Here is a 24,259-nt window from a genome sequence, read left to right as displayed (position 1 = left end):
CTTGGGTTTGCGTCCGCTTTTTTTCTTGTCACCAAACCATTGCTTACTAGATATGACTGGATCCTTCGGCTTTGCCTCAGGATGACGTTCCTAGTCACTAGAATGCGTCGCGGACGTACATCGTCATGCCGATGTTCTTGAAGTCGACCCACGAAAATTCACAGCGGGCGTACAAGTTTTCTTTCTGGTTGAGCGCCAACCGCCCCCCGAAGCCCAAGCTCCTGTGCCACTTGTTACGCATAAGGTCGCTAAAGTAATCGCCGGTCTTTCCGCCTTCGAAGAAGATATCCCCGGCAAGGCGCCAGAACAGCTTTTTGCGGAATTCCATTTGCAGGAACATGGCCTGGTTCCCGTAGAAGTAGTTCTTTTCGACGCCGCGGAACCGCTTGAGGCCGTCTGAACCAGCAAGTTTATCGAAAGGGGCGTTCCCGTCTACGCGCTGCCAGAGGAGACCGACAGCCATGGATGTATTCCAGATGAATTCTGTGTAACCGCGGACGTCGAGTTCCTGATGGGTGTAGCTGTAGTCGCCCATTCCCTTGTTATAAAAGTAATGACCCCATTGGACTAGGTAGCCATGTCGTGCCCAGTTCGTGTTGTCGCGCGTGTCCATGGAGAGGTGGTAGCCGATGCCGTTCCTCCAGCCGTCCGTGTTTTCGGGGCGGTTGAGGTTTCCATGGTAATGATAACGGTTGAGGTCGATGTCGGTGTAGTTTATCTCAAAGAAAAAACCGTAACGGAAGTCTTTTAGCCACTGCTTTGTACCAAAGTTTGATTCGGTCAGCGATGTGAGGTAGAACGTCCTGCGGTCGAACTTGCGGAAATCGTCAATGTCTGGGTTGTTGCCTCTGCCAAAGTAGTTACCGACCCAGTTGTCGTAATGGAGGTCTAGCTCGCCAGAAATCTGGTCTTTCAGAAAATAGAACTTGGGTGAAATCGATCCCGTGACCTGTTTGCGCGTTGTGCCGTAGAACGAAAGGTCTAGCTCGGTTGCGTTGCCGCCTTCAAATTCGGGTCTGAAAAAGATAATTGCCATGGCCCCGAACTGGTACTTTGTCTCTTCGGTATAGCCAATGATGGGAACGGCGGAAAAACGTTGAAAGTCATCCGTCGAATCGGCTTCTACCCCTGCAAATGTAGGTGCGGCAAAGGCTGCTAATGCTAGTAGCTTTTTAGTCAAAAAACGCATTTCGCTCAAATTTAGATAAATAAATGAGAAGTACGCACGGGCACCGAGCCCGAAGCTTTAAATTTTTATTTTTGTGGAAAAGAAGCAGGTTTGTTTATGCCCATTTTGTCGGTTCAGAATATTTTGCTGCGTTTTGGCGGTCCGCCGCTTTTGGATAATGTCTCGTTCGATATCGAGGCGGGTGACCGCATTTGCCTTGTGGGCCGTAATGGCGAGGGCAAGAGCACGCTTTTGAAGGTGCTGACCGGCGAGATGGAAGCAAATTCCGGCGAAATCGTAAAGAAGACGGGGCTTAAAGTCTCCCGCATGATCCAGGAAATCCCCGCACATCTTGATGGGACTGTTCGCGACATTGTGATGGGCCGCGTGTCCGTGGTGAGCGGAGGTTCCGTGATTTCCAAGAAGATTCTGGACGATGGAGCGCACAATGCGACTGCCGAGGCGATTCTTGGTAAAACGGGTATCGATGCGGATGCGCCTTACGACAGCTTGAGCGGTGGCCAGAAGCGCCGTGTGCTTTTTGCGCGTGCCGTGGCCGAAGACCCGGACTTGCTTTTGCTCGACGAACCGACGAACCATTTGGACATTCCGGCCATTCAGTGGCTGGAAGGAATTGTGACGCGCTTGAATTGCGCGGTGATGTTCGTGAGCCATGACCGTGCTTTTGTCCGCCGTACGGCAACCCGCATTTTTGAGCTTGACCGTGGCCGTGTGCGCAGCTGGGACTTCCCGTACGACAAGTTTGTGCAGTTCAGGGACCAGGCGCTTGCCGAAGAAGAAAAGGCGAATGCACTTTTCGATAAGAAGTTGGCTGAAGAAGAAGTCTGGATCCGCAAAGGCATCCAGGCCCGCCGTACGCGCAACGAGGGGCGAGTCCGCGCCTTGATTAAAATGCGCGAAGAACGCGCGGCCCGCCGCTCCCGTACGGGCAATGTGAACATGCAGATTACGGAAGCCGACCGTTCCGGGCGCCTCGTTGCGCGTCTCAAGAACGTGAGCTATTCCTATGATGGGAGCCCGCTCATTAGCGACCTCTCGACTGAAATCAGCCGTGGCGACCGCATTGGCATTGTGGGGCCGAATGGCTCCGGCAAGACGACGCTTTTGCGCTTGATTCTTGGTGAACTCCAGCCGGAATCGGGTGAAGTCCGCCTGGGCAGCAACCTCCATATTGCCTATTTCGACCAGATGCGCACCCGCTTGCGCGAAGACAAGTCGCTCATTGAGAATATCGGCGATGGCCAGGCTTATATCACGCTGAACGGTGTCAAACGCCATGTATTAAGTTATTTGCAGGACTTCCTGTTCTCGGCAGATCGCGCCCGCGGCCCGATCAGTGCGCTTAGTGGCGGTGAACGCAACCGACTCTTGCTCGCGTGCCTTTTTAGCCACCCGAGCAACGTCTTGGTGCTTGACGAACCGACGAATGACTTGGACATGGAAACCCTCGACCTTTTGGCGGAACTTTTGGCCGACTATAATGGCACCGTCCTGACTGTCAGTCATGACCGTGCCTTCCTCGACTCCGTGGCTACCGGCATCCTCGCCATCGAAGAAAATGGCCACGTTTTTGAAGCCGTCGGCGGCTACTCCGATTACGAGGCGAATAAGAAGATTCGCGACAAGGAAGCCGCCCAGTCCGCCCGCTTGGCCGCCGAACGCGAAGCCGAAAAGCTGGCTCGCTTAAGCGCTGGCGCCGGCGCCGCCTCTGCGGCCCCCGCGCCCGCGAAAAAGAAAAAGCGCAGCTACAACGAGGAGCGCGAATACGCCGCCCTCCCCGAAAAAATCGAAAAACTCGAAAAGGAAATTGCCGACTACCAGCTGGAACTTTCCAAGCCCGAGGTCTACACGAACGCCACCCTCATCGTGGAACTCCAGAAAAAGATTGCCGATGACGAGACCCTGCTCGAACAGGCCTACGAACGCTTCGAAGCCCTTGACAATTTGGGATGAAAAATTTTTGCTCCCCTAGTGACAAAACTCATTGCATAATATAGATTTACACTGAATGGGTCTTGGTGTTGAAATCTTAGAGGAGTTTAAAAATGAAATCGCTATCATTGTCTTTTGCGATGATTTTGGCCGGGGCGGTCTCGGGTATCGCCGGCACAAGTGTTTGGAGTGTTGACAAAAAGACTGGCAACGATATGCAACCGGCTACGTGGTATGAGTATGCTCAGCCGGATACGTCTAAAGTTGTTAAAGGAGATCGTTCTGCAACGACGGAAGGCATACAGTATTCCATATTACTGGATCTCCGTGATGACAAGGTGTTCAGTACCGCTGGCTTTGGCTTTGTGTGGAAGCAAGAGAACGGTAATGATATCGATGTAGATCTTTCGGCTTATTCTGGCCTTTGCGTGACGTACAAGGCCAATCGCCAGTTCCGTCTGGACTTAAAACAGTCTACAATTGGGGACTTCAACTACTATGGCCAAGTTCTCCCGGCTCAGTCAACATTTGCACCTGTGTTTGTGGACTTCTCGAAGATTGCCCAGGAAGGTGGCTGGGGTGAAAAAGTTCCTTTGGACTTGACTAAGCAGATTGCCATCCAGATGAGCTATAAGTCGAACATGGCTGAGGGCCTTGCCGACAACGAAATTACAATTGCAGCCGTTTCTCTCGGTGATTGCTCTACTCCGGTCGTAACGGGGCTCAAGCTCCTTGAACCTTATGATGAGGAACAGACTGTTACTGTCAAGGAATCGGAAAAATTAAAGATTGACCTCAAGAAAGTCTTTTCCGCCGATGAAAATGAAGTAATTACCATCATGACTAAGGTTTCGCCGACGACTTTATTGACGTTGACGTCGCCTGAAGACGATCCTACTTTGACGGATGAACTCGTCTTCACTCCTAAGGCCGTTGATGAAGACGCTACTGGGAAAATTACGATTACGGCGATGAGCGATAAGGACAATAAGTACGTACAGGCTATATTCAATGTCACGGTTAAGGATGAATCTGCCGTTGGCCCGACATGCCCGGGTGACCCGGAATGCCCGGATGATCCTCCTGCAAATAACCCGCCTGTCGTGCTTTCGCCATATGACAAGACTGCTCCTGAGGTGGAATTGACCGAAGGCGTCGATACTTTGAAGATTGTTCTTGCAAAGCTTTTTGCTGATGAAGACAACGACCCGCTTACCTTTACTGTCGAATTGGGTGCTCCTCTGATGACGGTTTTGGATGATGTGAAAAAGCTCACTTTGAAGGATACGCTTCACATTATAACTAAGAGTGTTAAGAAGGATACGACGTTCCTTGTTACCGTCAATGCGACGGACGGCAAGATTGAAGGTGTTGTCAAGGCTCATCATCGTGTGACCATTATCGATGTTCCGAATGTGATTGTTCCGCCTGCTGTTTGCGATCTCGAATATACGGTCAATGAAGATGGTAGCTTGAGTGTCCCGTGGAATAGAGGTATTTGGGTAGAATGCGGTCAGCCGGACGGATTCGTCGTTTTTGGACCGGTTGATTCGACCAAGCACGGAGAACTTGTTAAGGCTGATGGTATTATAATTGATACCATGGGTGCATTTACCTATATGCCGAACAAGGATTTCTACGGCGAAGATACGCTCACCTATGTGTTTATTGAACGTGAAAAGCGTGAAGGTGAAGAAAGACTCACTAGTGCTAAAGGTACTATTGCTATTCACGTGAAGGCTGTCAATGATGCTCCGGTTGCAAAGGTTTCTGACAGCACGTTCATCAAGGATACGCTTGTGCTTGACATGGACTTCGATGAAGATACCGTGTCCCAGATTAAGATCCCGGTCAAGTCTCTCTCCTTTACGGACATCGAAGTTACCGATGGCTCGCAGAAGCTTACTTACGGCGCTCTCGGTGGAAAGAAGATCAAGGCCGAACTGGATAGCTTGAACAAGACGTCTTACTTCATCTCTGTGAAGTCGGTTACCGGCGCAAGTGGTTTAGATTCCATCCTCGTCTTTGCAACGGATGGTGTCGATACTACGGGTGTGCACATCTATGTCAAGCTTGTTTCTCCGAAGGATTTGGCTCAGGCTGCTGCTGATGAATACACGGCATTCAAGGATAGCACGCTTTCTGTGAGTGCCAAGGAAGGCGTCCTTGCTAATGACAAGTACCCCGAAGGTGTAACGAAGGGCATGACGGCTGAACTTGCCCAGAAGCCTGCTCATGGAACGCTTACCCTCAATAAGGACGGTAGCTTCAAGTACACGCCGGCCGAAGATTTCGAAGGTAAGGATTACTTTGGTTACTACTGCGTTGTCAACGAAACGAAGTCCAAGGCAGTTATTGTGACGATTTCTGTTGAAGAACGCAACATGCTCCCGACGGTTGTCGTAAAGTCCTCTACTCTCGATACGACTGTGACTGAAGACTTCCCGTCTTCGAGACCGATCAAGTACACGAAGGCTACTGTGACTTCTTGGTTCAAGGATCCGGAAGGAGACCCGCTGACCTATTCTGCAAAGAGCAAGGATGGCAAGCTCAAGGTTGAAATTACGGACAAGGGCGTTCTTGAAATCAACTCTGTCCCGGATTCTACTGGCAAGGCCTATGTGGTCGTGACGGCAACGGACAAGAAGTCTGGCTCCAAGAGCTTTGAATTCTGCGTGACAATCAAGCCGGTGAACGACAAGCCTGAACTTTTGCATGCCGATACGGCTTATGTGTCGAACAGCGGCTGGACGGTCAAGTGGGATCTTGATACGCTTGTCGTCGATGTCGATGGAGATGAATTGACTTACAGTCCGAATGAAACGTCTGCTTTGTCGAAGTTGGTGACAATTTCTATGAAGGGCTCCGTTATTACGGTGAAGGCCAATAGCGGTGTTAAGTTCAAGGACGACCAGAAGGTCAACGTTGGTGTGAAGGTTAGCGATCCGGACAAGGCCAATGTGACGATTCCGCTTTGCATCATCGTCGGTGAAAAGCCTGCAGGTTTGATGCCGCAGCTTGCCCAGCCGAAGAACAACTGGCAGAATGCTGTTATGGCTAAGCGCGGTGCTGTTTCGATGATGGACATGCAGGGTCGCGTCATCTGGAAGGCTAAGCTCCCGGTGAACCCGGCTGAAGTGCTCAATGCTTCTGCTAAGGTTCAGGGCCGCAAGATCCTCCGCGTCAACACTCAGACCTGGACGATTAAGTAAGGCGCTGTGCGCGTTCATCCTGAGCGGTCATGGACCGCGAAGGATCCAGTTAATGTTTATGATGTCACCCCGGACTTGTTCCGGGGTTGACTTTTTTTATATAAAAACAAAGACTCCGCAATGCGGAGCCTTTTTCTGACCGTTCGCGCTAGAATCTGCAAAACATGTGCAGGGCTGGCGCTCACTCTCGCAACCGTCCCAGCTTAACGCATGGGACTTGTTGCTCACTATTCTGCTTTGCGTTACTTCACCAGTGCTTCGGTGTCGAGAGCGATGAGCAATTCTTCGTTTGTTGCAACGACGATTGCCTTCGGCGTGCCATCCTTCGTGATGAGGTGGTTGGATTCCTTGCCGTTCTTGAGGTTGCGTTCTTCGTCGACCTGGTAGCCGAGGAGCTTCAGATTGTCGAGAGCCTGCTTGCGGACGTAGAAGCTGTTTTCACCGATGCCCCCCGTGAAGACGATAGCGTCGATGCGCGGGAGAGCCATGGCGATGCCGCCGATTTCGCGGGTGAGACGGTAGCAGAAGACGTCGAGAGCGATTTGAGCCTGCTTATTGCCTTCGCTTGCTGCCTGCGTGAGAGTACGCATGTCGTTAGAAAGACCAGAGAGGCCCAACAAGCCGGATTCCTTGTTCACGAGGTGGTCAAGCTTGTCGATGGTGCCGTATTCTTCACCGTACTTCTTAGCGATGTAGAAGAGGATTGCCGGGTCAAGGCTACCGGAACGGGTACCCATGATAAGGCCTTCGAGCGGTGTGAAGCCCATCGTGGTATCGACGCACTGGCCGTTCAAGATGGCGGAGCAGCTGGAGCCGTTGCCGAGGTGAGCTGTGATAAGGCAGGTTTCTTCGGGCTTGGTGCCGAGAACCTTGCAAGCTTCGGCAGTCACGAAGCGGTGGCTTGTGCCGTGTGCACCGTAACGGCGGATGCCGTCGTTTTCATAGAACTTGTACGGGATACCGTAGAGGTAAGCCTTCTGCGGCATGGTCTGGTGGAAAGCCGTATCGAACACGGCGACTTGCGGGAGACCCGGGAAGAACTTGGTAGCGCATTCCATACCGGTTGCGTGTGCCGGTTCGTGGAGCGGGGCAAAGAGCGTGATGCTGCGGATGTAGTCGATGACTTCCTGAGAGACCTTTTCGCTCTTGATGTACTTACCGCCATGCACGACGCGGTGGCCGATGGCTTCGATCGTGTCGGTGAGCTTCTGGGCGTCGAGGAATTTCTTGACCTGGTCTACAGCTTCGGCGTGCGTGGGGCAGTCGAAGTTGAAGTCAATCTTGCCTTCAGGACCCTTGGCCTTGGTGTGGCCGTTCACGCCGATGTTTTCGACGAGGCCGCTAGCGATGGATTCCTGGGTCTTTGTATCGATGACAGCAAATTTTACAGAGGAGCTGCCGCAGTTGAGAACGAGTACGCGCATGGTTTTTTCCTTTAGTCTGTAGCCGCGAAGCGGCGTTCTTTAGTCTGATAAAATAGGAATTTTGGCGCAGTGTGGCGAGCGTAAAAATCTACATTTAACCTGATGTTGAAGAAAATTTTTGATTTTGACAATCGTGTTTCGGTTTACTGGACCAATCGCCATTTTTCACGCAAGGTGAACGGCTGGTTGCGCTTTTACGTGCGCCTTGGCGATGGCTATATCTGGGCTCTGTTCATTGCATTTTTGATTTGGAGAACGAGCTGGCAGAGCTTTTTGCCGATTCTTTGGCAGGCACTTGTTTCGCTTGCGATGAGCCTCCTCATTTACGAAGGAGTGAAGCTCAGCACTAAGCGCCCGCGCCCGTTTGCTGCAAACCCGCAAATCAAGGCGGAGGTTCCGCCGCTCGACAAGTACAGCTTCCCGTCGGGCCATACGATGAACAATTTGGCGGTGGCAAGCACGGTGTTTTATTGCGTGCCGCAGTACGGATGGATCATGATGCTGTTGCCGCTCACGTGGGGACTTTTGCGCGTGTACTTTGGCGTGCACTGGTTCTCGGATATTATCTGCGGATTCTTGCTTGGCATCTTGAGCTTTGCGCTCGGACATGCTTTGTGGATCCCTCTCTCCGCTGCAATTGGCGCTTGATTTGTCATTCCCGCCTCCGAGCGGGACATCCTTCAAGGTGAGTGTCGCGACAGGCTGCTTGCAGACTGTCATGACCGAGCCGCTGAGGATGGGGCGAAAGCCCAATCTCCTTTACTAACCTATGACTAACGATTTTGTACAAATTTCAGACTTTTTTGCCCAGGTTGACTGGAACTCTAAAATTTATCTGCTATTGCGCCATGCCGAACGCAACCACATCACGCCGGACGATAAGGACTTTGGTGCGCATGTGGGGCTTACGGATTGTGGGCGCCGCCAGGCGGTAGCTCTTGGAAAAATGATTCCTGCGATTGGCGATGCAGTGTACTTTTCGAGCCCGGTCGGGCGTTGTATGGAAACCGCGAAGTGCATTGGCGAGGGCCGCAAGCTCGCTGGCTTTGGAGTATGCTCGGGCGCCTCGGTGAATGTCACGCCGCTGAATGAACTTGGCGATTTCTTTGTCCGAGATGTGACTGCATACGAGCAGACATTGCGAGAAGGCTTTTACGAAGGTATCTGTGAATGGCTAGACTCTGGCGAGCACGATGCGTTTTGGCCGCTTCATGAGCGTGCCGAACAGATGCGTGAGATGATGTTTGCAAAAGGCGATTCGCGTTTCAACATCTTCGTGACGCACGATGCCTGGACGGTTCCGTGTCTTTCGCATTTCTGCAATTTGAAGTTCCAGCCGAAATGCTGGATGAACTTTTTGACGGGTCTTGCTTTTGAACGCCCTGAAAAAGGCAATGTGAAAGTCACTCCCATCACTGCCATGGAAACGGGCTGGCTGCATTTTTAAGTTCTTTTCCGCTTAAAAATTATACATTAACGGTATGATGCAGTCGAATTGTTATCGCCGTATTTTTGTACTTGGTTCTGGTTTCAGCAAGTCCTTCTCGCCGCAGATGCCTACGCTCCGCGACTTGAACGAACTTATCCCTTTTGGAATCCCGGACGAGTTCCCGCATTTTCGCGATTACTGCAAGCGTTTTTTGACGCTCTGCAACGGCGATAGCGATTACCTTGGCATTGAGCCTTTGGCGACTTCCATTCTCTCGGCGCAGATTTTCCCGGGCGAGCGGGAACGCCTTTACCATGCATCGCTCCGTTTTGAACTGTTGCGTTTTATTGCAAGTGTTATCCGTCGCGATAACGATGTACTTGATGAATCTGCTGCTGCGATTCTCAAGAAATTTTTGGTGTCTTGCGAAAATGATTCGGCGTCAGGTTCCCGCGAGACGCTTTTGCTCTCGTTCAATTACGACACGCTTATTGAAACTGCAATTGCCAAGGATAAGGAACTTAGCGAACAAGTTTCTGTGGATTACGGTGTTAAAATTGACCCTGCCGACCGCTCCGCAAAACGCGGCAAGAAAACCCGGACGATTGACCTTATCAAATTGCATGGTTCGCTCAACTGGTTCCCCGTCAAGGGCGCAAGCGACGAACTCGACTTGAAAAACGTTTGCGAAGTTGAACCGCAAGACCGCAGTTTCCCCATCTACTGCGAAGACACGCCCATCTTCATTCCGATGGCGCATGCCAAGGAATCTTTCTTGCGCGGGAGTCTTTTCAACTTGCTTTGGTCCAAGGCCGATTACTACCTGAAAAATGCCGAAGAGATTTACTTTATCGGTTACGGTTTCCCGAAAACGGATCTCAACAATCTGGAATTTCTGTTGCGCCACCGCGACCGCTTCAAGAAGGTTGTTGTATTTGAACGTGAAGGCCACAATGACTTGCAACGCTTGCAAAAATTGCTAGGTGAAAGTCTCGTCGAGTCCTGCGATGCGAAGGAATTTTTGGAAAAACTGAAGTAGCTAGTAATTGTCGCTTTAACGAATTTTTAAAATTCCGGTGCTTTGAAATGCCCGTAGAGCTCGCGGCCGTCGAATACCCAGACGACTGCTTTTTTGCCTTCTAAAAAGCTCTCTTTGCCTTTGAACATTTGCGGGCCGATATTGCCGCCGCCGACTTTGCTGATGGAAAACGTCTCGACGCTTGTCGCTGCTGCGATGTATGCGCCGATTTGTGCACCGTAGGATTTGCCTTGGCCTACATTGCTGTCGCCAATGACGATGATCGGTGCTTTTTTGGAACCGCGATATTTGTAGCCATCGGTGCCCAAAACTTTTTGCTCTTTTATTTTGTATTCAATTTCTTCGCCGTGGAGCAAGTCGTAGAGATTCCCGGTGCCATCGACGATGGTATCGCGTAGTGGGTAGCGCTTACGGTTCATACCGTAGAGGAGAGGCGCGATGGAATCGGCGGCCATTTTTGCGAGTACGAGTCTCGCGGGACCTGTGCAGTGGCTTTCGTACGGTTCGAACATGGGCGTTTCAGAGCCAAGATTCTTGTGAAGTTCCTTGATCTTGTCGAGTGCGTCGATGACGGTGACGTTATGCTTGCGGAGCTTCTCGACCCACTTCTTGTACTGCGGAAGCTTGATTCCTTTTTTCGCCTTGTCGGAATACTGCTCGGGTACGACTAGGAGCTTATCTGGGACTGGTACGACAATGAGCTTGATGCCGCGTGCTTCGAGCGAGTCCTTGAAGGCAATGATTTGCGGCGTGTTGTCGTTCCAGCGCTTGGTGGCATTCAGCAGGCTTTCTTGCAAAAAGAGCCAGCCGTCCTTGCCTTCGACTGCGCATGCGACTTCTTCGTTGGTGCTGCCGCATTTCTTCATGTCGCGCACCATCTGCTTTTGGAGCTCGGATGCGGCATTCACTTGCGCAGGCCACAAAGTGCACAAAGCGAAAAGCGCCACGAGGGCGCCTTTCATTAAATCGCTGATCATCCAGAAATAACTGGATCCTGCTCCTTCGAACCTAACTCTACTAAGGCAACAAGTTGCCAAGTATCGTATATCGGCTTCGTTTTCGGAGTTTATCCCGGACTTGTTCCGGGGCTCAGGATGACACTGTATGAACATTTGATTCTTTGGCACTTCGCTCAGAATAACTTTGCTGTTACTTAATGAGGGATTCGCCGGATTCCACGCTCTGGTAGATGAGGGTGTTGATGGTCATGGGGCCTACACCGCCCGGAACCGGAGTGTATGCGGAGGCGACTTCTTCGAGACCCTTTTCGATATCTCCGACGCCACCCGGGTGGTAACCAGCGTCCACGACAACTGCACCCGGCTTGATCCAGGACTTCTTGATGAATTCCGGCTTGCCGACGGCACCCACGAGGATGTCTGCCTGCTTCACGAATTCCGGGAGGTTTTCGGTCTTGCTGTGGCAAATGGTCACGGTGCAGTTCGCGTTGAGGAGCATCATGGCCATGGGCTTGCCCAAGATGGCGCTGCGGCCAACGACCACGGCGTGCTTACCTGCGAGAGGAATGTTATAGGCCTTGAGGAGACGCATGATGCCGGCCGGCGTTGCGCAGCCGTAAGCACGCTCGCCCATGGACATGCGGCCAAAGCCGAGGCATGTCACGCCGTCTACGTCCTTGCGGGCGTCGATGGCTTCGAAAGCGGCGCGTTCGTCGATGTGGCGCGGAACCGGGTGCTGCAAGAGGATGCCATGCACGTTCGGGTTTTCGTTGAGTTCCTGAATCTTGTTGAGGAGCTCTTCGGTCGTGGTGTTCTTGTCCATCACCACGCGGATGCTTTCCATGCCGACGCGGGCACAGGCGTTGCCCTTCATCTTGACGTAAGTGGCGCTAGCCGGATCGTCGCCCACGAGGATCGTTGCAAGAATCGGAGTCTTGCCGGTCTTTTCCTTGAGCTTTGCCACGCGGGCGCTGAGTTCTTCTTCAGTAGTCTTGGCAAGGGCCTTGCCGTCTAAAATGAGTGCTGCCATAAAATCTCCGTTTTTTGCAAATTTAAAAAAAATAGGCTAACCGCCAAAGGTCTTTTTTTAAATAGTGAAAAAGTACGTCATGCGGGCGGGGCCCCAGCTCGGAGTTGCGAAGGCCGCACGGGCCCCTCCCTGCACCCTCCCCATCCTTGGCCGACGCTTTTATTCTCACAACGATAGCCTGTTATCTTTTTAGTTGATTTGCTATCGCGCGATTTGATTTGAAAAACAGCAAAGGAATATTCTTAAAAAAGCAAAGCCCGCTTGCGGCGGGCGTTTCGGAGTTAAAGTATGAACTTTAAATTACAGGTTTTCGATGATCGACGGGATGATGACGCTAACGATTGCCCAGGGGTAAGAGAGAGCTCCCCTAAGCCAGCCAGTCGAATAAACCGGTTCCGGCTTCTTAAAAAGCTGCTCATCACTATCATTACGTACAGTAGATTCCGCTACGGCTTTGATTAAGGAATCTTTAACGTTATCAATAGATTCATCGAACAGCCTCTTCTGGGCTGTTGCAGAATCGATATAACACTTAAAGCTGTTTTTCATTGTAAGTTACCTTTGCGCACAAAGATAGGAAAAATGTAAGAAGATTTAAAGGGGTAGTGTGTGTTTTTCTTTACATTTATGGCAAATTAGCGATTTTGATCACATTTACTCGTGCTTTTTTTGCATAAAAAACTATTTTAAAAAGGCTAAATTCAGGATTGGAACTGATTTTATGAAAATTTTTCGAAATTTACCGTTGATTTTTGTGGGGGGCGTCATTGCCGCATGCGGTGGTAGCAAACCCGCACCCGCTGTTGATCCGGCTCCGGCTACAGAAGCGAAGGTCGCTCCTGCGGTGCCCGACTTGACCCCCGTACCGGAACCTGCTCAGGTCGAAGAACAGAAGGTGTTTTTGGACAATGCCGTAGACCGCTACAGTTATGCGCTTGGCGTTGATTTCGGCAGGGCCGTTTCGAATATCAACGTGCCCGTAAAGCTCGATGTGCTTATAGATGCCATGCGTGATGTGATTGATTCGAGTCGCGAAATCCTCATGACGGATTCGCAGTCCGAGGCTGCCCTTCAGGACTTGCTCAACCAGATGCAGATCCAAAAGGATATCGACGAGGCTGCGGCTGCGCGCAAGGCTTTGACGGACCAGGCCGCGTTCCTAGCGAAAAACGCTCAGGATCCGAGAATCTGGGTCACGAAAAAGGGTGTGCAGTATTTGATCCTCAATGAAGGGACTGGCATTAGACCCAAGGCGACGGACAAGGTCCAGGTTCATTATGTCGGTTCATTGCTGAGCGGTGCCGAATTTGACAATAGCGTCAAGCGCGGTGCGCCGATGGAGTTTGCGATTTCGTCGGTCATCGAAGGCTGGCAGGACCTGCTTCTGGAAATGAAGGTCGGCGAGAAGGTACGGGCCTGGATTCCGAGTGCGCTTGCTTACGGCGAGGCCGGAGCTCCGCCGTCCATTCCGCCGAACTCCCTCCTGGTGTTCGAGGTGGAACTGCTGCAGGTTTTCCCATCGAAGTGAGTTAGGCGATGCGCGGGATGCATCCGCGAAAATGCCGAATTTTTGTTCAAATGGCGAAGGGCTTTCTGTCCTTCGCTTTTTCTGTTGCTACTTTTTAGCACATGAATAACGCAGCGTCCGATTTTTATTCTCAGCACTTTGAAGTTGCCGGATTCATCCGGGAAGTGTTTGGCTACATGGATAGGTTCAAGGACCAACTTTTCGTCCTGAAAATTGACGATAGCCTGATGGACCATCCGATGTTCCCCGTGCTGATGCGCGATATCGCCCTTTTGCATAAGGCGGGTATCCGAATCATTATCGTGCCGGGCACGCGAAATAGCATCGACGCTCAGCTCAAGGCCTGGGACCTTGAGACGGAATTTCATAACGGCGTAAGGCTCACGAACGAAGAAGCGCTCCCGCTTGTGGAACAGGCTTCCTTGGGTGTGGCGCAGCGCATCATGAGCCACCTCACGGCAAGCGGCCTCAGTGGCATTCAGGGCAACTGGATTTTGGCCCGCAGCATGGGTGTGATTAACGGTGTCGACTACATGCGTACCGGCCGCATCGAGCGTATCCAGCGCGACTTGCTCGAACAGCTCATGAACGAGAAGTTCGTGCCGATCATCCCGCCGATTGGCTGGAACAAGATTGGACACGCCTACAATATTTCGAGTACGGAACTTGCTACCGAACTTTGCAAGTACCTTAAAGTCGGGAAGCTGTTCTTTATCGGAAGTGAAAGCGGCATCAAGCTCGAAGGTCTTGTAACGGGCAAGAATACGAAGCACCTGGAACCGACGGACAACGGGCTCATTTCGGCAATGGACGTGGACCAGGCGAAGGAACTTTTGGAACTCAACTCCGATGTGCTTGACTTTGCGCAGATGGATTACCTGATGAATGCCATCCATGCATGCGAAGCGGGTGCGAACCGTGTTCACCTGTTGAGCGGTGAATTCCAGGGCAGCGTGCTGCAGGAAGTGTTCTCGGCCCGTGGTGATGGTACCATGGTGTACGCAAACCAGTACTCCAGTATCCGTCCGGCGACCATCGAAGACATCCCGGATATCTTGCGCATCATGCAGGACTATATCGCGAAGGGTTACCTTGTGCCGCGTACGCAGGAATCTATTTCCGAAAAATTGGACGACTACGTTGTCTATAGCATTGACAATAGCGTTCACGGTTGCGGTGCGCTCCATGCGTTTGAAAATGGAATGGCCGAAGTTGCAGGCATTGCTGTCGGTGCGAACTACCGTAAGTCGGGCATTGGCGATGCGATTGTGCGCCACCTGATTTCGCTTGGCCGCATGAAGGGCTACAAGAAGTTGTTCTTGCTTACGACCCAGGCTCTCGATTGGTTCTACCAGCTCGGATTTGAAGATGGTACGGTTGACGAGTTGCCGCCTTCCAAGCGTGACCACTACAACAAAAAGCGCAAGTCCAGAATCTTGATGCTCCCGCTGGATAAATAATTCGTGTGCATCTCGCTTCATGCATTTCATCCGGCCTTTAGGCCGGATTTTCTTTTTTATATACTCTGTTCTAAATATAGTTTGTATATTTATAAAAAATAGGGAGAAAAGAAATGAGACTGGAAAAAGCAGCTATTTTGTTGCTGTCGGCTTTAATGGGCTTTGTGGCCTGTTCCGATAGCGTTAGCGAAGACGTGCTATCTCGCGTCGATGAAAATGGCGTCCAGTATTCTCCTACAGAAATGAACGGGCAAGTGTATTTCCTGAAAACCATGATCCCTGAAAGCATGAGGGTGATAAACGTCGATGAAAAATTGAATCCTTTGGATTCTGTAGATGCGGAATTAACTCTAAGTACGTACTCGGGGAGTTATTCTTTTTGGGTGCCACGGCACGATTACCAGCAACCGTATGCAAAAATCGTAACGGTATTTCCGTTGGACTCAAAGTCGAAAATGGAGTTCCCGCAATATGTTCGCTTGCAGGAGTACAATGACCACAAGGAACTTTCTTTTGCGAATTCTATGATAACGGGCCGTGTTGAAACCTTGGTGCGTGAAAAGGGACTCGATTTTGAGCAGGCGTGGTCTCAGGCGGTGAGTGAACTGAAAAAGTCGCTTAATTATTCGCTGGATGATGTTTTTTCAACGTCGGCGGAAGCTCGTGACATGGGATACAATAGGTCCCAGCTGGGTGGTATGTCGCTGTATATTTATTGCCATCATGAAATTTCGGACAAAGAGTTCTATAGTACGTACCAGGACTTTTATAAATCGTTTGCCAAGAATGGCTATGTCGATGAATCGTTGATTGTAGATGCCGCTGATGTGTGGCTTTCGACTTTTGTTTCTTCTGATATGGATGGGAGAACGTTTTTTAAGAGTAACACAAGAGATAGTGATGTGGGTGTGAAGTACCTAAGTCCTGAATTTCTGGAACATGCTTATGGAGTGAATCTCTCAATCACTTTGGATGACTGGAATCGAAGAACCGATAAGTTTGTTACCATTGAAAATAAAAACAGCATGTATGATGGCCGTACGCTTATTTATGATGCTGCAATGGGTGGCTGGCGCCTACAATCGCTTTTGGAAGATTCCATTGGCGTATGCATGAGTAACAAGGATTCGGTTGCCCAAAATGGTGATGCTTATTATCGCTGCTTGAAGAACTCAGCCACATGGGAAAAGTTGACGGTTCGTGATACGCTCTTGGATGCGGTTTATGGAAAATGTGGCGGCTATTATATCAAGCACGGATTTATGGCTTATCTGTGGGATTCCCTGTTTGTTTGCGAATGCATGAATTCAGAGAGTTGCGCTTGGTCGGATAAGTATTTTGGCCAGTCTTTTGACGAGGGGGATTCTTTATATGCCAATTACATTAACGCCAAGGCGACGCAACAGTTTGGCCAGTGTACAAAAACCACAGTAAGCAAGAGAAAAATGGATGACCTGTTTGTGTACTGTTCTTGGGATCGCTGGCGCTTGATGGATTCTTTGGATTATTATCTGGGCAATTGCAGTGACTCTAACTATACGGGTGAACATTCAGGGAAGTATTACGCCTGCAAAAATTTTGGCGAATACGATGCGTATAACAATAAATGGGCCGAAATCCCCGCGCCGGCGTATTATGGTGACAAGTGCTTTATAAAGCAGGCCGAAGATAAAATGACCTTGGAATGTAAAGGTGATTATTTCATTTGTGATGTCGACAACGGCTATTATAAATGGCGTAAAATAAGTAAAGAAGAAATTGACGAGTCTGTAGAAGTGGGCGTCTGTTCTATAACAAGAGGAGATTAGGAGGGCGTATGAATTTCAAGAAGTTTGCTTTAACGCTGCCTGTGCTGCTTTGCTTTGCAGCATGTTCAAGTGTGAATGATGGAGATGATGACGAAGTCCTTTACCGCTACGATGACGATGGCTCGCGGTATTCTCCAGCGACATTGGGTGGTTCCATAGAATATTTGCCGACAATGAAATCTGAAAAACTTCGGGTTGTAAAGGTCGATAGTAAACTGAACCCGAAAGATTCCTTTGAAATTGCGGCGGATTCTGTTTATTCGTATAGCTATACTTCGAGAGATTACATATCGTATTATAATGATTTTTATGTAGGCTCTAACGATTACGAAGTTCCATACGTCAAGCTGGTTCTAGTCTTCCCGCTAAATAAAAAATCGAAGATGGAATTTTCGCAGTATGTACGCATATCGAACCGCAATTCCAATATAAGATTGAATTTGTATGGCGCTTTGGCGGCGGGGCGCATTGAAACCTTAATGCGTGAAAAGAACTATAGTTTTAACGATGCGGAAACGACGGCGTACGAAGAATTGAAAAAATCTTTGCGCCAGTCTTTTGACATGACTAATCGCTTTAACGCAAATACCATTAAGTACGGGATAGAAAGTTATAACGACGTATGGCCGTATTTGATTTTGAAGCACGAAATTTCGGATAGCGTTTTCTATAGGGACTTTAAGGAATACAGGGATGTCTTTGCCCGAAATGGAAAAGTCGATGCTTCTATAGAAGTGCGTGCTGCTGACGCTTTCTTCTCTACATTTGAGGTGCCATCGGATAGCGAATACGTTTATTTGTTCAAGAGTATTTCTCGCGATACCGCTGCCGGGCTGTATGCGATGAATTTGAACTTCTTTAAAGAGGTCTATGATCTTGATACTTATGGATTAGATTACGAAGTCATGAAAAAGGACAGCACGACAGATTATTCTGTGGTGATTAATGACCGATCCAGCGAATATTACGGAAGAAGCTTTGCTTATGAATATGTTCGTGGAGCCTCTGTTTATACGGGATGGCGCGTACAGTCGAAGGAAGAAGATTCTCTTGGACTATGTCGCTACCATTCTCAAAAATATACTGAACATGGTAAAGCAAGCTATTTGTGCAGGGAGAATACACGCAAGTGGGAAAAGCTGACTGAACGAGATTCCATTCTGAAGTATAAGCTAGGCGAATGTAGTTCATATTCGTTTGCTTATGTTTTAAGTTATAAGGACACGTTGCTTGTTTGCCACCACAAGGATTACAATTATTTCTGGGAAAAAGTCGAAAAGGTTAAGAAAGATAGTCTTGAAGATTTTGAGGCGGTCAGCATCGAAGGGGCGGAGCGTTTCGGAATCTGTGATGTTAACATCGGCGAAAAGAAGAAATTGGATAGCCTATATGTTCAGTGCTACGCGAAGAGATGGATGGTAATAGATTCTCTTTCGTACTACATCGGAAGTTGCACGTACAATAACCGTAACGCGATTGAAAAATTACCTAGTGGCGAATACTATAAGTGTACCAGCGACGGGTGGGCTCCGATTTCTGTTCCGTCGGGCCATGGCGACGATTGCTGGAACTGGAATGCTTCGGTCTATAAAAAGTATGACGGCAAGTATTACTATTGCGATGGGCAGGCCTGGAAAGAATCTCCTGAGGAATCGGTTTATGCTCCGGTTTTAAATGGCGATCCGTGTGATGAAAGCCATGAATCAGACGTGAAAACGTATGGCGATGAATCTTTTGTATGTCGCAAGGTTGCTAGTGATTACTACGTCTGGCTGTTGAACAAGGAATCGAAGGAAAAGTAAAATGAATTGTCAAAAAAATGCTGCAGCGTTACTTTTGGCCATGTTCGGCTTGATGGCTTGTTCTAGTACGGATAGTGACGAGGAATTCCTTTATCGAACCGATGAATATGGGAATCGGTATTCTCCTGCGCTCTTGTCCGGGGTGGTGGAATACATGCCTACCATGAAGCCCGAATCCGTTCGAATTGTCGTTGCCGATGCATCGCTGAACCCGAAGGATTCTTTTGAAGTCTCGCCGGAATCAAGGGAACGTGGCTCGTTTGCTTTTTCTATTCCTGAACAGGATTATGAATACCCGTATTTGAAGTTTGTACTTGTTTTCCCGTCTGAGAAAAAATCTAAAATGGAATTTTCTCAGTATGCCCGTTTGCGTTCCCAGGATTATAATGTGAATTTGCAATTCTATGGCGCGTTGATTTCTGGACGTATTGAAACACTGGTGCAAAAGGAAAAATACAACTTTGACGAAGCCGAAACGAAGGCTTATGAGGAACTGGAAAAAGAATTGGGTGTGCGCTTAGACGGCCCGAAATACAATCCTTTCTCGGATCGGAATTATTGGGGAGATCCGGGACTTTATGACATGTTGCCGTATGTAGTCTGTCGTCATGAAATTTCGGATAGTGCTTTCTACAGTGATTATAAGGAATTCCGGGAATCCTTTGCTAAAAAAGGTACAATCAGTGAATATATAAAAGCGCGTGCCGCTGATGCTTGGCTCTCGACGTTTAAATTGCAGTCTGATTCTACGCAGCTTTATCCTTTTGAAAGTAAAACTCGTGATACGTCAAGTTGCTTGCGCTTTATCGATACCACATTTTTTGAGTGGGCGTACGGGCTTGATGCATCGTGGGCAAATCGCGATTCTGTGCAAATAAAAAATAAATCGAGCGAGTATGATGGAAGGGTGCTTGTTTATGAAAAAGCAAACATTACCGGTACTCGTGAAGGCTGGCGATTGCGTACATTGCTTGAAGATACGATTGGAACTTGTTCGTATTCTAGATTCGAGCTGATGGAGTGGAATGCAAGCGCCTACTATTGCGGTATTGCAAAGCTTGGCTGGGAAAAGTTGGATGATATTGATACCATCATGAATCTTAAATATTACCTCACATGTCGAAGGAATAGGGATAGTTATGGCTTTGTGGGTTCTTTTAACGATTCGCTTTATGTCTGTTCTTGTAAAAGCGATGAGGCTTGTGGCTGGTCCAAGGTAAAGGAAGACTATGAAGCGACTGAAATAGATTCGCTGTCGGTAAATGTAATGGCGTCGATTCGCTTTGGGGTATGCCGTGATCATTACAATGAAAAGCAGATGCTGGATAGCATTATGCTGAGATGCGATGGAAACAAGTGGCGTATGGTGGATTCGCTCTCGTATTACATGGGAATTTGCGACAACAATTCCAATATAACGGATTATGCTAAAATGCCCAACGGCGATTATTACAAGTGCAGGACTTTTGGTGGAAAAGAATGGGAACGCTGTACACCTCTTGAGGCAAATGGTGTTCCGTGCAATAGCGACAATCGAAATACTTACAAGGAATATGAAGGCCGTAATTACTATTGCAGTAATGAAAAATGGACTGAAGTTACAGAGGAATAGATATGAATACAATTGAAGCTATCAAGACGCGTCGCAGCACGCGCAAGTTCAAGGCTCAGCCTGTTGAAATCGAAAAGTTGAAGGCCATTGCCGAAGCGGGGCAGTTTGGCCCCACGGGCGGTAATGCGCAGGGGAATCACTTTTTCGTGATTTCGGATGCGTCGGTCATCGCAAAGCTCAAGGAACTTGTGCAGTCTGCATTTGCAGCGATGGAACTCCGCGAAGACCTTTACAAGAGCCTCAAGAATTCCATCACGCTTTCGCGCAAGGGCAATTATTCTTTCTGCTATACGGCGCCTGTGCTTATCGTGGTTGCGAACAAGAAGGAATACGGCAATAACATGGCCGATGTCGCCTGCGCTGTCGAAAACATGATGCTTGCCGCCAATGAGCTCGACCTTGGCAGTTGCTATATCAATCAGCTCAAGTGGCTGAACGAAGACCCGACGCTTCTCGCGTACTTGCGTGGCCTTGGCCTTAAGGAAGATGAACGCGTTTACGCCTCTGTTGCGATTGGCTATGCCGATACGGAATCGGGACTCCCGAACCGCGCGGAAACACCCCGCACAGGCAACGAAGTCGTGTTTGTGTAAAATAAAATGTTTTGATGTATAACTCTTAATAAGGGAGGTGTCAGATGATTGCTATTTGTAGAGTGCCCGCTTTTGCCGTTGTATTGCTTGTGACGGCCATTTCGGCAAATGCCTATACCATCAAGTACAACTTGAATGGGGGAACAAATCATCCGGACAACCCGACGAGTTATGCATCGGGTTGGGAATCCAAGCTGGAATTGAAGGACCCTTCCCGCGAGGGCTATGAATTTTTAGGGTGGTATGTTGTTCCTAAATCGGATACGCTCTCTACTTTCATAGATTTTGCGAGGATCCAAGGGAATTGGACGTCTACGGTTGCTTATGGTCTCGGCAGTTTCACTGTAGAGGCGAGATGGGGGCTTGTTCCTGTAACCCCGAAACAAGATGAACGCGGCTGCTACCTTATCCATACCGCCGAAGAACTTTACGGCATTGCTTCTGTTTCCAAGCAGATTGGTGATTATTCTAGAGAACACCGTTATTATTTTGATGGTTGTATTTCGCTCCAGAATGATATTGTCGTAAATAAAAAGGTTCTGGACGAAAATGGAAATCTATCGTTAGAGGGTTATGTATCGTGGATTCCGATTGGATTCTATGGTGTATTTGAAGGTAACGGGTTCAAGATATCTGGGCTAGTTGGTGAAAACGGTTTGTTTGAATTTGTTGGCAATCGTTATTCTTGGATTCACGACATTAGTTATGTAAGGAATTTGGGCATAGAGGATTCTTACTTTACGGGCGATTTGGTGGGTGGCATTGCGGGCCGTATTGTAGGTCCGATGCAGCTGAAGAATGTTTATTCGAATGCGACGGTCCGTTCTGCAGATATGGCCGGTGGTTTGATTGGTGAAGTCAATATTTTGGGCGATGAGTGCCCGACGGCGATGATTTCCCGTGCTTCTGCATTGACGGCAAAAAATATTGATTCATCAAATGTTGTCTTTGTTGAAAATGCATACAGCACGGGGCTTGTTGAAGGTGCGCGTGCTGGTGGAATCATTTCGGAAATGGATGCCGCCATCTTGAAAAATGTCTATTTCGCAGGTGAACTGAAAAGCAAGTATCCGGATTGCATTGTGCAGAAAGAGGGCTTTGCCTGCAACGGAAGCAAACGCGTTTTTGAAGTGGAGAACGCTTTGTGCCTAGATTCCAAGGATACGACGGTCTCGAAGGCGGTATCGCTTAGCAAGGCGCAGTTTGCAGATGGAACGGCTTTGGAAAAACTTTCGGCAGGCGAAAATGGTTCTAGCTGGATTCAAGAAGTGGGCTCCGATGAGTTCCCTCGCCTTTATAACGTTCAATACGGAATACACTATGTGCTGAATGGCGGCGAGAATAGTGAGTTGAATCCGCATAGCTATACGAAAAATGACAAGGCGTTCGCATTACAAGACGCTGTGCGGGATGGCGATGAATTCGAAGGCTGGTTTACAGATGAACGCTTTACGCGAAAGGTCGATTCCATAAATACTGGCCTTTATGGCGACTGGACGCTTTACGCCAAGTGGAAAAGTTACTTTACCATCAATATCGACTTGAATGGCGGCAATCGCTATAAAGGGAATCTCGAATACGAAAATCTGATGTTCCCTTGGTCTGCGGATTCTTCGACATTTGTATTTGAGAGAGCTTCGCGCGACGGGTATGAATTTGAGGGCTGGTATACGGATACCCTCTTTACGAATAAGATTACGGAAGTTCCTGCCGGGAATACAGAAGATGTTACGGTGCATGCCAAGTGGAAAATGCTGGAATACACGATAACGTACCATTTGAACGGGGGTGTCAATGATCCAGAAAATCCAACTCGGTTTACGGTTCTTGATACTGGCTTTGTCTTTAAGGAACCGACACGAGAGGGTGCAAAATTCTTGTATTGGGGTAACAGTCCACTCGGGTATTCTGTGAATCAAAAAATAGATAAAGCAAAAAATTATACTTTGTACGCAGAATGGATTCCGGTCCCGCAACAACCGAAAAAGAATTCGAAGGGGTGCTATCTTATTACGACTAAGGAAGAACTGTATTGGCTTGCTGAACTCGTCAATGGAGGAATAGAGGGGATGAGTGGTTATGAAACATGCGCCTCCCTCCAGAACGATATTGTCGTTAATGAAAATGTGCCGAAGAAATCTGTAGATGAACTTGACAGTATGGTTTACTTTAACTGGAAACCATTTGGGATTTTTGAAGGAACGTTTGCAGGGAACGGTCATTCTATTTCGGGTTTATTGGTGGATGATTATTGTGGCAATGAAGAATATTATGGAGGATTATTTGATGAAGTGTGGGGCGAAAATACAGTAACGGGTGTTACGGTTAAGAATACGTATACTATGCGTTATGGCTATATAGACAGCCTCCGGATTACAGGGGATCGCATGGCTCTTCCGAGTGTCGCTGTAAAGAGTGGCTGGCAAATGGATGTTCACGGGAAACGCTTGGCGTTCTCCGGGCTTGTTGCAGGTCGCCCGCTCCTTGTGATGGATGTGCAGGGCCGTATTTTGCAACGCTTGACGACTGAGCCTTCGATGGCTGTGGAATTGCCGAAACTGGGTCGCTTCTTCATCCGCTACGGGAACGAGACCAGGGCTGTTACGATTCGCTGATTTTTGCTATCTTTTAACCCATGATGGATTTTAAGAAAATGGAAGACGGCTTCCGGATGATTCTGGAAGGCATGGGCGAAGACCCGAACCGTGAAGGCCTTATCGATACGCCGAAGCGTGTTGCTAAGATGTACGCTGAGCTCATGACTAGCCTTACGGGCGAAATGAAGGCCGAAGACATCCTCAAGACGCGTTTCCACGAAAAGTACGATGAGATGATCATCGTGCCGGATATCGAGTTCGCGAGCATGTGCGAACACCATTTTCTGCCGTTTACGGGCAAGGCTCATGTGGCCTACATCCCGGGTGATTGCGTGGTCGGTCTTTCGAAAATCCCGCGTGTGGTGGAATTTTACGCCCGCTTCCCGCAGATTCAGGAACGCATGACGCGCCAGATCGCGGAACTCATCCAGAAGGTGCTCCAGCCGAAGGGCGTTGCCGTGGTTCTCGAAGCCTCGCACATGTGCATGACGATGCGCGGTGTGAAAAAGCCGGGCGCCATGATGGTCACGACGCAGCTCCTCGGGCGCTTCAAGACGGACGAAAAGACCCGCGCCGAATTCATGTCCCGCATCTACGCCCCGCGTTAATCTCCTTTTCACCTTTGGACTTTTTGTCAACGAAACG

The 24,259-nt window shown here is 49.0% G+C and carries 18 protein-coding genes; 13 read left to right on the top strand and 5 right to left on the bottom strand.

Annotation, left to right across the window (positions count from 1 at the left end; genetic code table 11):
* Positions 1-97: 97 nt before the first annotated feature.
* Positions 98-1,189, bottom strand: coding sequence for a hypothetical protein (locus B7991_RS11750; protein WP_088630998.1), 1,092 nt, complete (start codon positions 1,187-1,189; stop codon positions 98-100).
* 96 nt (positions 1,190-1,285) lie between these two features.
* Here B7991_RS11750 and B7991_RS11745 point away from each other — a divergent pair, with 96 nt between their 5' ends.
* Entirely contained in the window at positions 1,286-3,142 is a 1,857-nt protein-coding gene (locus B7991_RS11745; RefSeq protein ID WP_088630997.1) for an ATP-binding cassette domain-containing protein, read from the top strand.
* Between the two features lie 92 nt (positions 3,143-3,234).
* Positions 3,235-6,333: an Ig-like domain-containing protein gene (locus B7991_RS11740; RefSeq protein WP_088630996.1), complete on the top strand. Its 3,099-nt coding sequence runs from the start codon at positions 3,235-3,237 to the stop codon at positions 6,331-6,333.
* Positions 6,334-6,575: 242 nt separating this feature from the next.
* On the opposite strand, the gene B7991_RS11735 is transcribed toward B7991_RS11740, so the two are convergent.
* Entirely contained in the window at positions 6,576-7,757 is a 1,182-nt protein-coding gene (locus B7991_RS11735) for an acetate/propionate family kinase (RefSeq protein ID WP_088630995.1), read from the bottom strand.
* A gap of 102 nt (positions 7,758-7,859) precedes the next feature.
* Between B7991_RS11735 and B7991_RS11730 the strand changes: the two genes are divergently transcribed.
* The 3 genes from B7991_RS11730 to B7991_RS11720 all read left to right on the top strand — a co-directional run bounded on the left by B7991_RS11730 (position 7,860) and on the right by B7991_RS11720 (position 10,225).
* A complete protein-coding gene (locus B7991_RS11730) occupies positions 7,860-8,405 on the top strand; it encodes a phosphatase PAP2 family protein (RefSeq protein WP_088630994.1) in 546 nt (181 codons plus the stop codon).
* A 121-nt stretch (positions 8,406-8,526) separates the two neighbouring features.
* A complete protein-coding gene (locus B7991_RS11725) occupies positions 8,527-9,204 on the top strand; it encodes a histidine phosphatase family protein (RefSeq protein ID WP_088630993.1) in 678 nt (225 codons plus the stop codon).
* A 34-nt stretch (positions 9,205-9,238) separates the two neighbouring features.
* Positions 9,239-10,225, top strand: a complete 987-nt coding sequence (locus tag B7991_RS11720; protein WP_088630992.1) for an SIR2 family protein — start codon at positions 9,239-9,241, stop codon at positions 10,223-10,225.
* A gap of 26 nt (positions 10,226-10,251) precedes the next feature.
* On the opposite strand, the gene B7991_RS11715 is transcribed toward B7991_RS11720, so the two are convergent.
* The 3 genes from B7991_RS11715 to B7991_RS11705 form a co-directional block, all read right to left on the bottom strand.
* Positions 10,252-11,187, bottom strand: coding sequence for a hypothetical protein (locus tag B7991_RS11715; RefSeq protein WP_254917957.1), 936 nt, complete (start codon positions 11,185-11,187; stop codon positions 10,252-10,254).
* Positions 11,188-11,374: 187 nt separating this feature from the next.
* Positions 11,375-12,214 (bottom strand): bifunctional methylenetetrahydrofolate dehydrogenase/methenyltetrahydrofolate cyclohydrolase FolD, encoded by an 840-nt coding sequence (folD, locus tag B7991_RS11710; protein ID WP_088630990.1) that lies wholly within the window; start codon positions 12,212-12,214, stop codon positions 11,375-11,377.
* 300 nt (positions 12,215-12,514) lie between these two features.
* Positions 12,515-12,763: a hypothetical protein gene (locus B7991_RS11705; RefSeq protein ID WP_088630989.1), complete on the bottom strand. Its 249-nt coding sequence runs from the start codon at positions 12,761-12,763 to the stop codon at positions 12,515-12,517.
* Between the two features lie 172 nt (positions 12,764-12,935).
* Here B7991_RS11705 and B7991_RS11700 point away from each other — a divergent pair, with 172 nt between their 5' ends.
* The 8 genes from B7991_RS11700 (at position 12,936) to folE (ending at position 24,222) form a co-directional block, all read left to right on the top strand.
* Entirely contained in the window at positions 12,936-13,742 is an 807-nt protein-coding gene (locus tag B7991_RS11700) for an FKBP-type peptidyl-prolyl cis-trans isomerase (RefSeq protein WP_088630988.1), read from the top strand.
* Positions 13,743-13,843: 101 nt separating this feature from the next.
* A complete protein-coding gene (gene argA, locus B7991_RS11695) occupies positions 13,844-15,202 on the top strand; it encodes an amino-acid N-acetyltransferase (RefSeq protein WP_088630987.1) in 1,359 nt (452 codons plus the stop codon).
* A gap of 113 nt (positions 15,203-15,315) precedes the next feature.
* On the top strand, positions 15,316-17,010 hold the full coding sequence (locus tag B7991_RS11690; RefSeq protein WP_141099874.1) for a hypothetical protein: 1,695 nt from the start codon (positions 15,316-15,318) through the stop codon (positions 17,008-17,010).
* An 8-nt stretch (positions 17,011-17,018) separates the two neighbouring features.
* Positions 17,019-18,812 carry a hypothetical protein gene (locus B7991_RS11685; RefSeq protein WP_088630985.1) on the top strand — a complete coding sequence of 598 codons (1,794 nt, stop codon included), beginning with the start codon at positions 17,019-17,021 and terminating at the stop codon, positions 18,810-18,812.
* A 1-nt stretch (position 18,813) separates the two neighbouring features.
* Positions 18,814-20,424 (top strand): hypothetical protein, encoded by a 1,611-nt coding sequence (locus B7991_RS11680; protein WP_088630984.1) that lies wholly within the window; start codon positions 18,814-18,816, stop codon positions 20,422-20,424.
* 2 nt (positions 20,425-20,426) lie between these two features.
* Positions 20,427-21,017, top strand: a complete 591-nt coding sequence (locus B7991_RS11675) for a nitroreductase (protein ID WP_088630983.1) — start codon at positions 20,427-20,429, stop codon at positions 21,015-21,017.
* Positions 21,018-21,061: 44 nt separating this feature from the next.
* The gene (locus B7991_RS11670; RefSeq protein WP_088630982.1) at positions 21,062-23,632 is read left to right on the top strand and encodes an InlB B-repeat-containing protein; all 2,571 of its coding nucleotides are present in this window, start codon (positions 21,062-21,064) and stop codon (positions 23,630-23,632) included.
* A 20-nt stretch (positions 23,633-23,652) separates the two neighbouring features.
* A complete protein-coding gene (folE, locus tag B7991_RS11665; protein WP_088630981.1) occupies positions 23,653-24,222 on the top strand; it encodes a GTP cyclohydrolase I FolE in 570 nt (189 codons plus the stop codon).
* Positions 24,223-24,259 lie beyond the last annotated feature (37 nt).

The sequence above is a fragment of the Fibrobacter sp. UWB3 genome, assembly GCF_002210405.1.
Taxonomy (GTDB): domain Bacteria; phylum Fibrobacterota; class Fibrobacteria; order Fibrobacterales; family Fibrobacteraceae; genus Fibrobacter.
This window is presented reverse-complemented; position numbering and strand designations above follow the sequence as displayed.

What these genes read in the sequence shown, in the direction of transcription:
- B7991_RS11750 (WP_088630998.1), bottom strand. Translation starts at nt 1,189, where the DNA reads ATGCGTTTTTTGACTAAAAAGCTACTAGCATTAGCAGCCTTTGCCGCA.
- B7991_RS11745 (WP_088630997.1), top strand. Translation starts at nt 1,286, where the DNA reads ATGCCCATTTTGTCGGTTCAGAATATTTTGCTGCGTTTTGGCGGTCCG.
- B7991_RS11740 (WP_088630996.1), top strand. Translation starts at nt 3,235, where the DNA reads ATGAAATCGCTATCATTGTCTTTTGCGATGATTTTGGCCGGGGCGGTC.
- B7991_RS11735 (WP_088630995.1), bottom strand. Translation starts at nt 7,757, where the DNA reads ATGCGCGTACTCGTTCTCAACTGCGGCAGCTCCTCTGTAAAATTTGCT.
- B7991_RS11730 (WP_088630994.1), top strand. Translation starts at nt 7,860, where the DNA reads ATGTTGAAGAAAATTTTTGATTTTGACAATCGTGTTTCGGTTTACTGG.
- B7991_RS11725 (WP_088630993.1), top strand. Translation starts at nt 8,527, where the DNA reads ATGACTAACGATTTTGTACAAATTTCAGACTTTTTTGCCCAGGTTGAC.
- B7991_RS11720 (WP_088630992.1), top strand. Translation starts at nt 9,239, where the DNA reads ATGATGCAGTCGAATTGTTATCGCCGTATTTTTGTACTTGGTTCTGGT.
- B7991_RS11715 (WP_254917957.1), bottom strand. Translation starts at nt 11,187, where the DNA reads ATGAAAGGCGCCCTCGTGGCGCTTTTCGCTTTGTGCACTTTGTGGCCT.
- folD (WP_088630990.1), bottom strand. Translation starts at nt 12,214, where the DNA reads ATGGCAGCACTCATTTTAGACGGCAAGGCCCTTGCCAAGACTACTGAA.
- B7991_RS11705 (WP_088630989.1), bottom strand. Translation starts at nt 12,763, where the DNA reads ATGAAAAACAGCTTTAAGTGTTATATCGATTCTGCAACAGCCCAGAAG.
- B7991_RS11700 (WP_088630988.1), top strand. Translation starts at nt 12,936, where the DNA reads ATGAAAATTTTTCGAAATTTACCGTTGATTTTTGTGGGGGGCGTCATT.
- argA (WP_088630987.1), top strand. Translation starts at nt 13,844, where the DNA reads ATGAATAACGCAGCGTCCGATTTTTATTCTCAGCACTTTGAAGTTGCC.
- B7991_RS11690 (WP_141099874.1), top strand. Translation starts at nt 15,316, where the DNA reads ATGAGACTGGAAAAAGCAGCTATTTTGTTGCTGTCGGCTTTAATGGGC.
- B7991_RS11685 (WP_088630985.1), top strand. Translation starts at nt 17,019, where the DNA reads ATGAATTTCAAGAAGTTTGCTTTAACGCTGCCTGTGCTGCTTTGCTTT.
- B7991_RS11680 (WP_088630984.1), top strand. Translation starts at nt 18,814, where the DNA reads ATGAATTGTCAAAAAAATGCTGCAGCGTTACTTTTGGCCATGTTCGGC.
- B7991_RS11675 (WP_088630983.1), top strand. Translation starts at nt 20,427, where the DNA reads ATGAATACAATTGAAGCTATCAAGACGCGTCGCAGCACGCGCAAGTTC.
- B7991_RS11670 (WP_088630982.1), top strand. Translation starts at nt 21,062, where the DNA reads ATGATTGCTATTTGTAGAGTGCCCGCTTTTGCCGTTGTATTGCTTGTG.
- folE (WP_088630981.1), top strand. Translation starts at nt 23,653, where the DNA reads ATGATGGATTTTAAGAAAATGGAAGACGGCTTCCGGATGATTCTGGAA.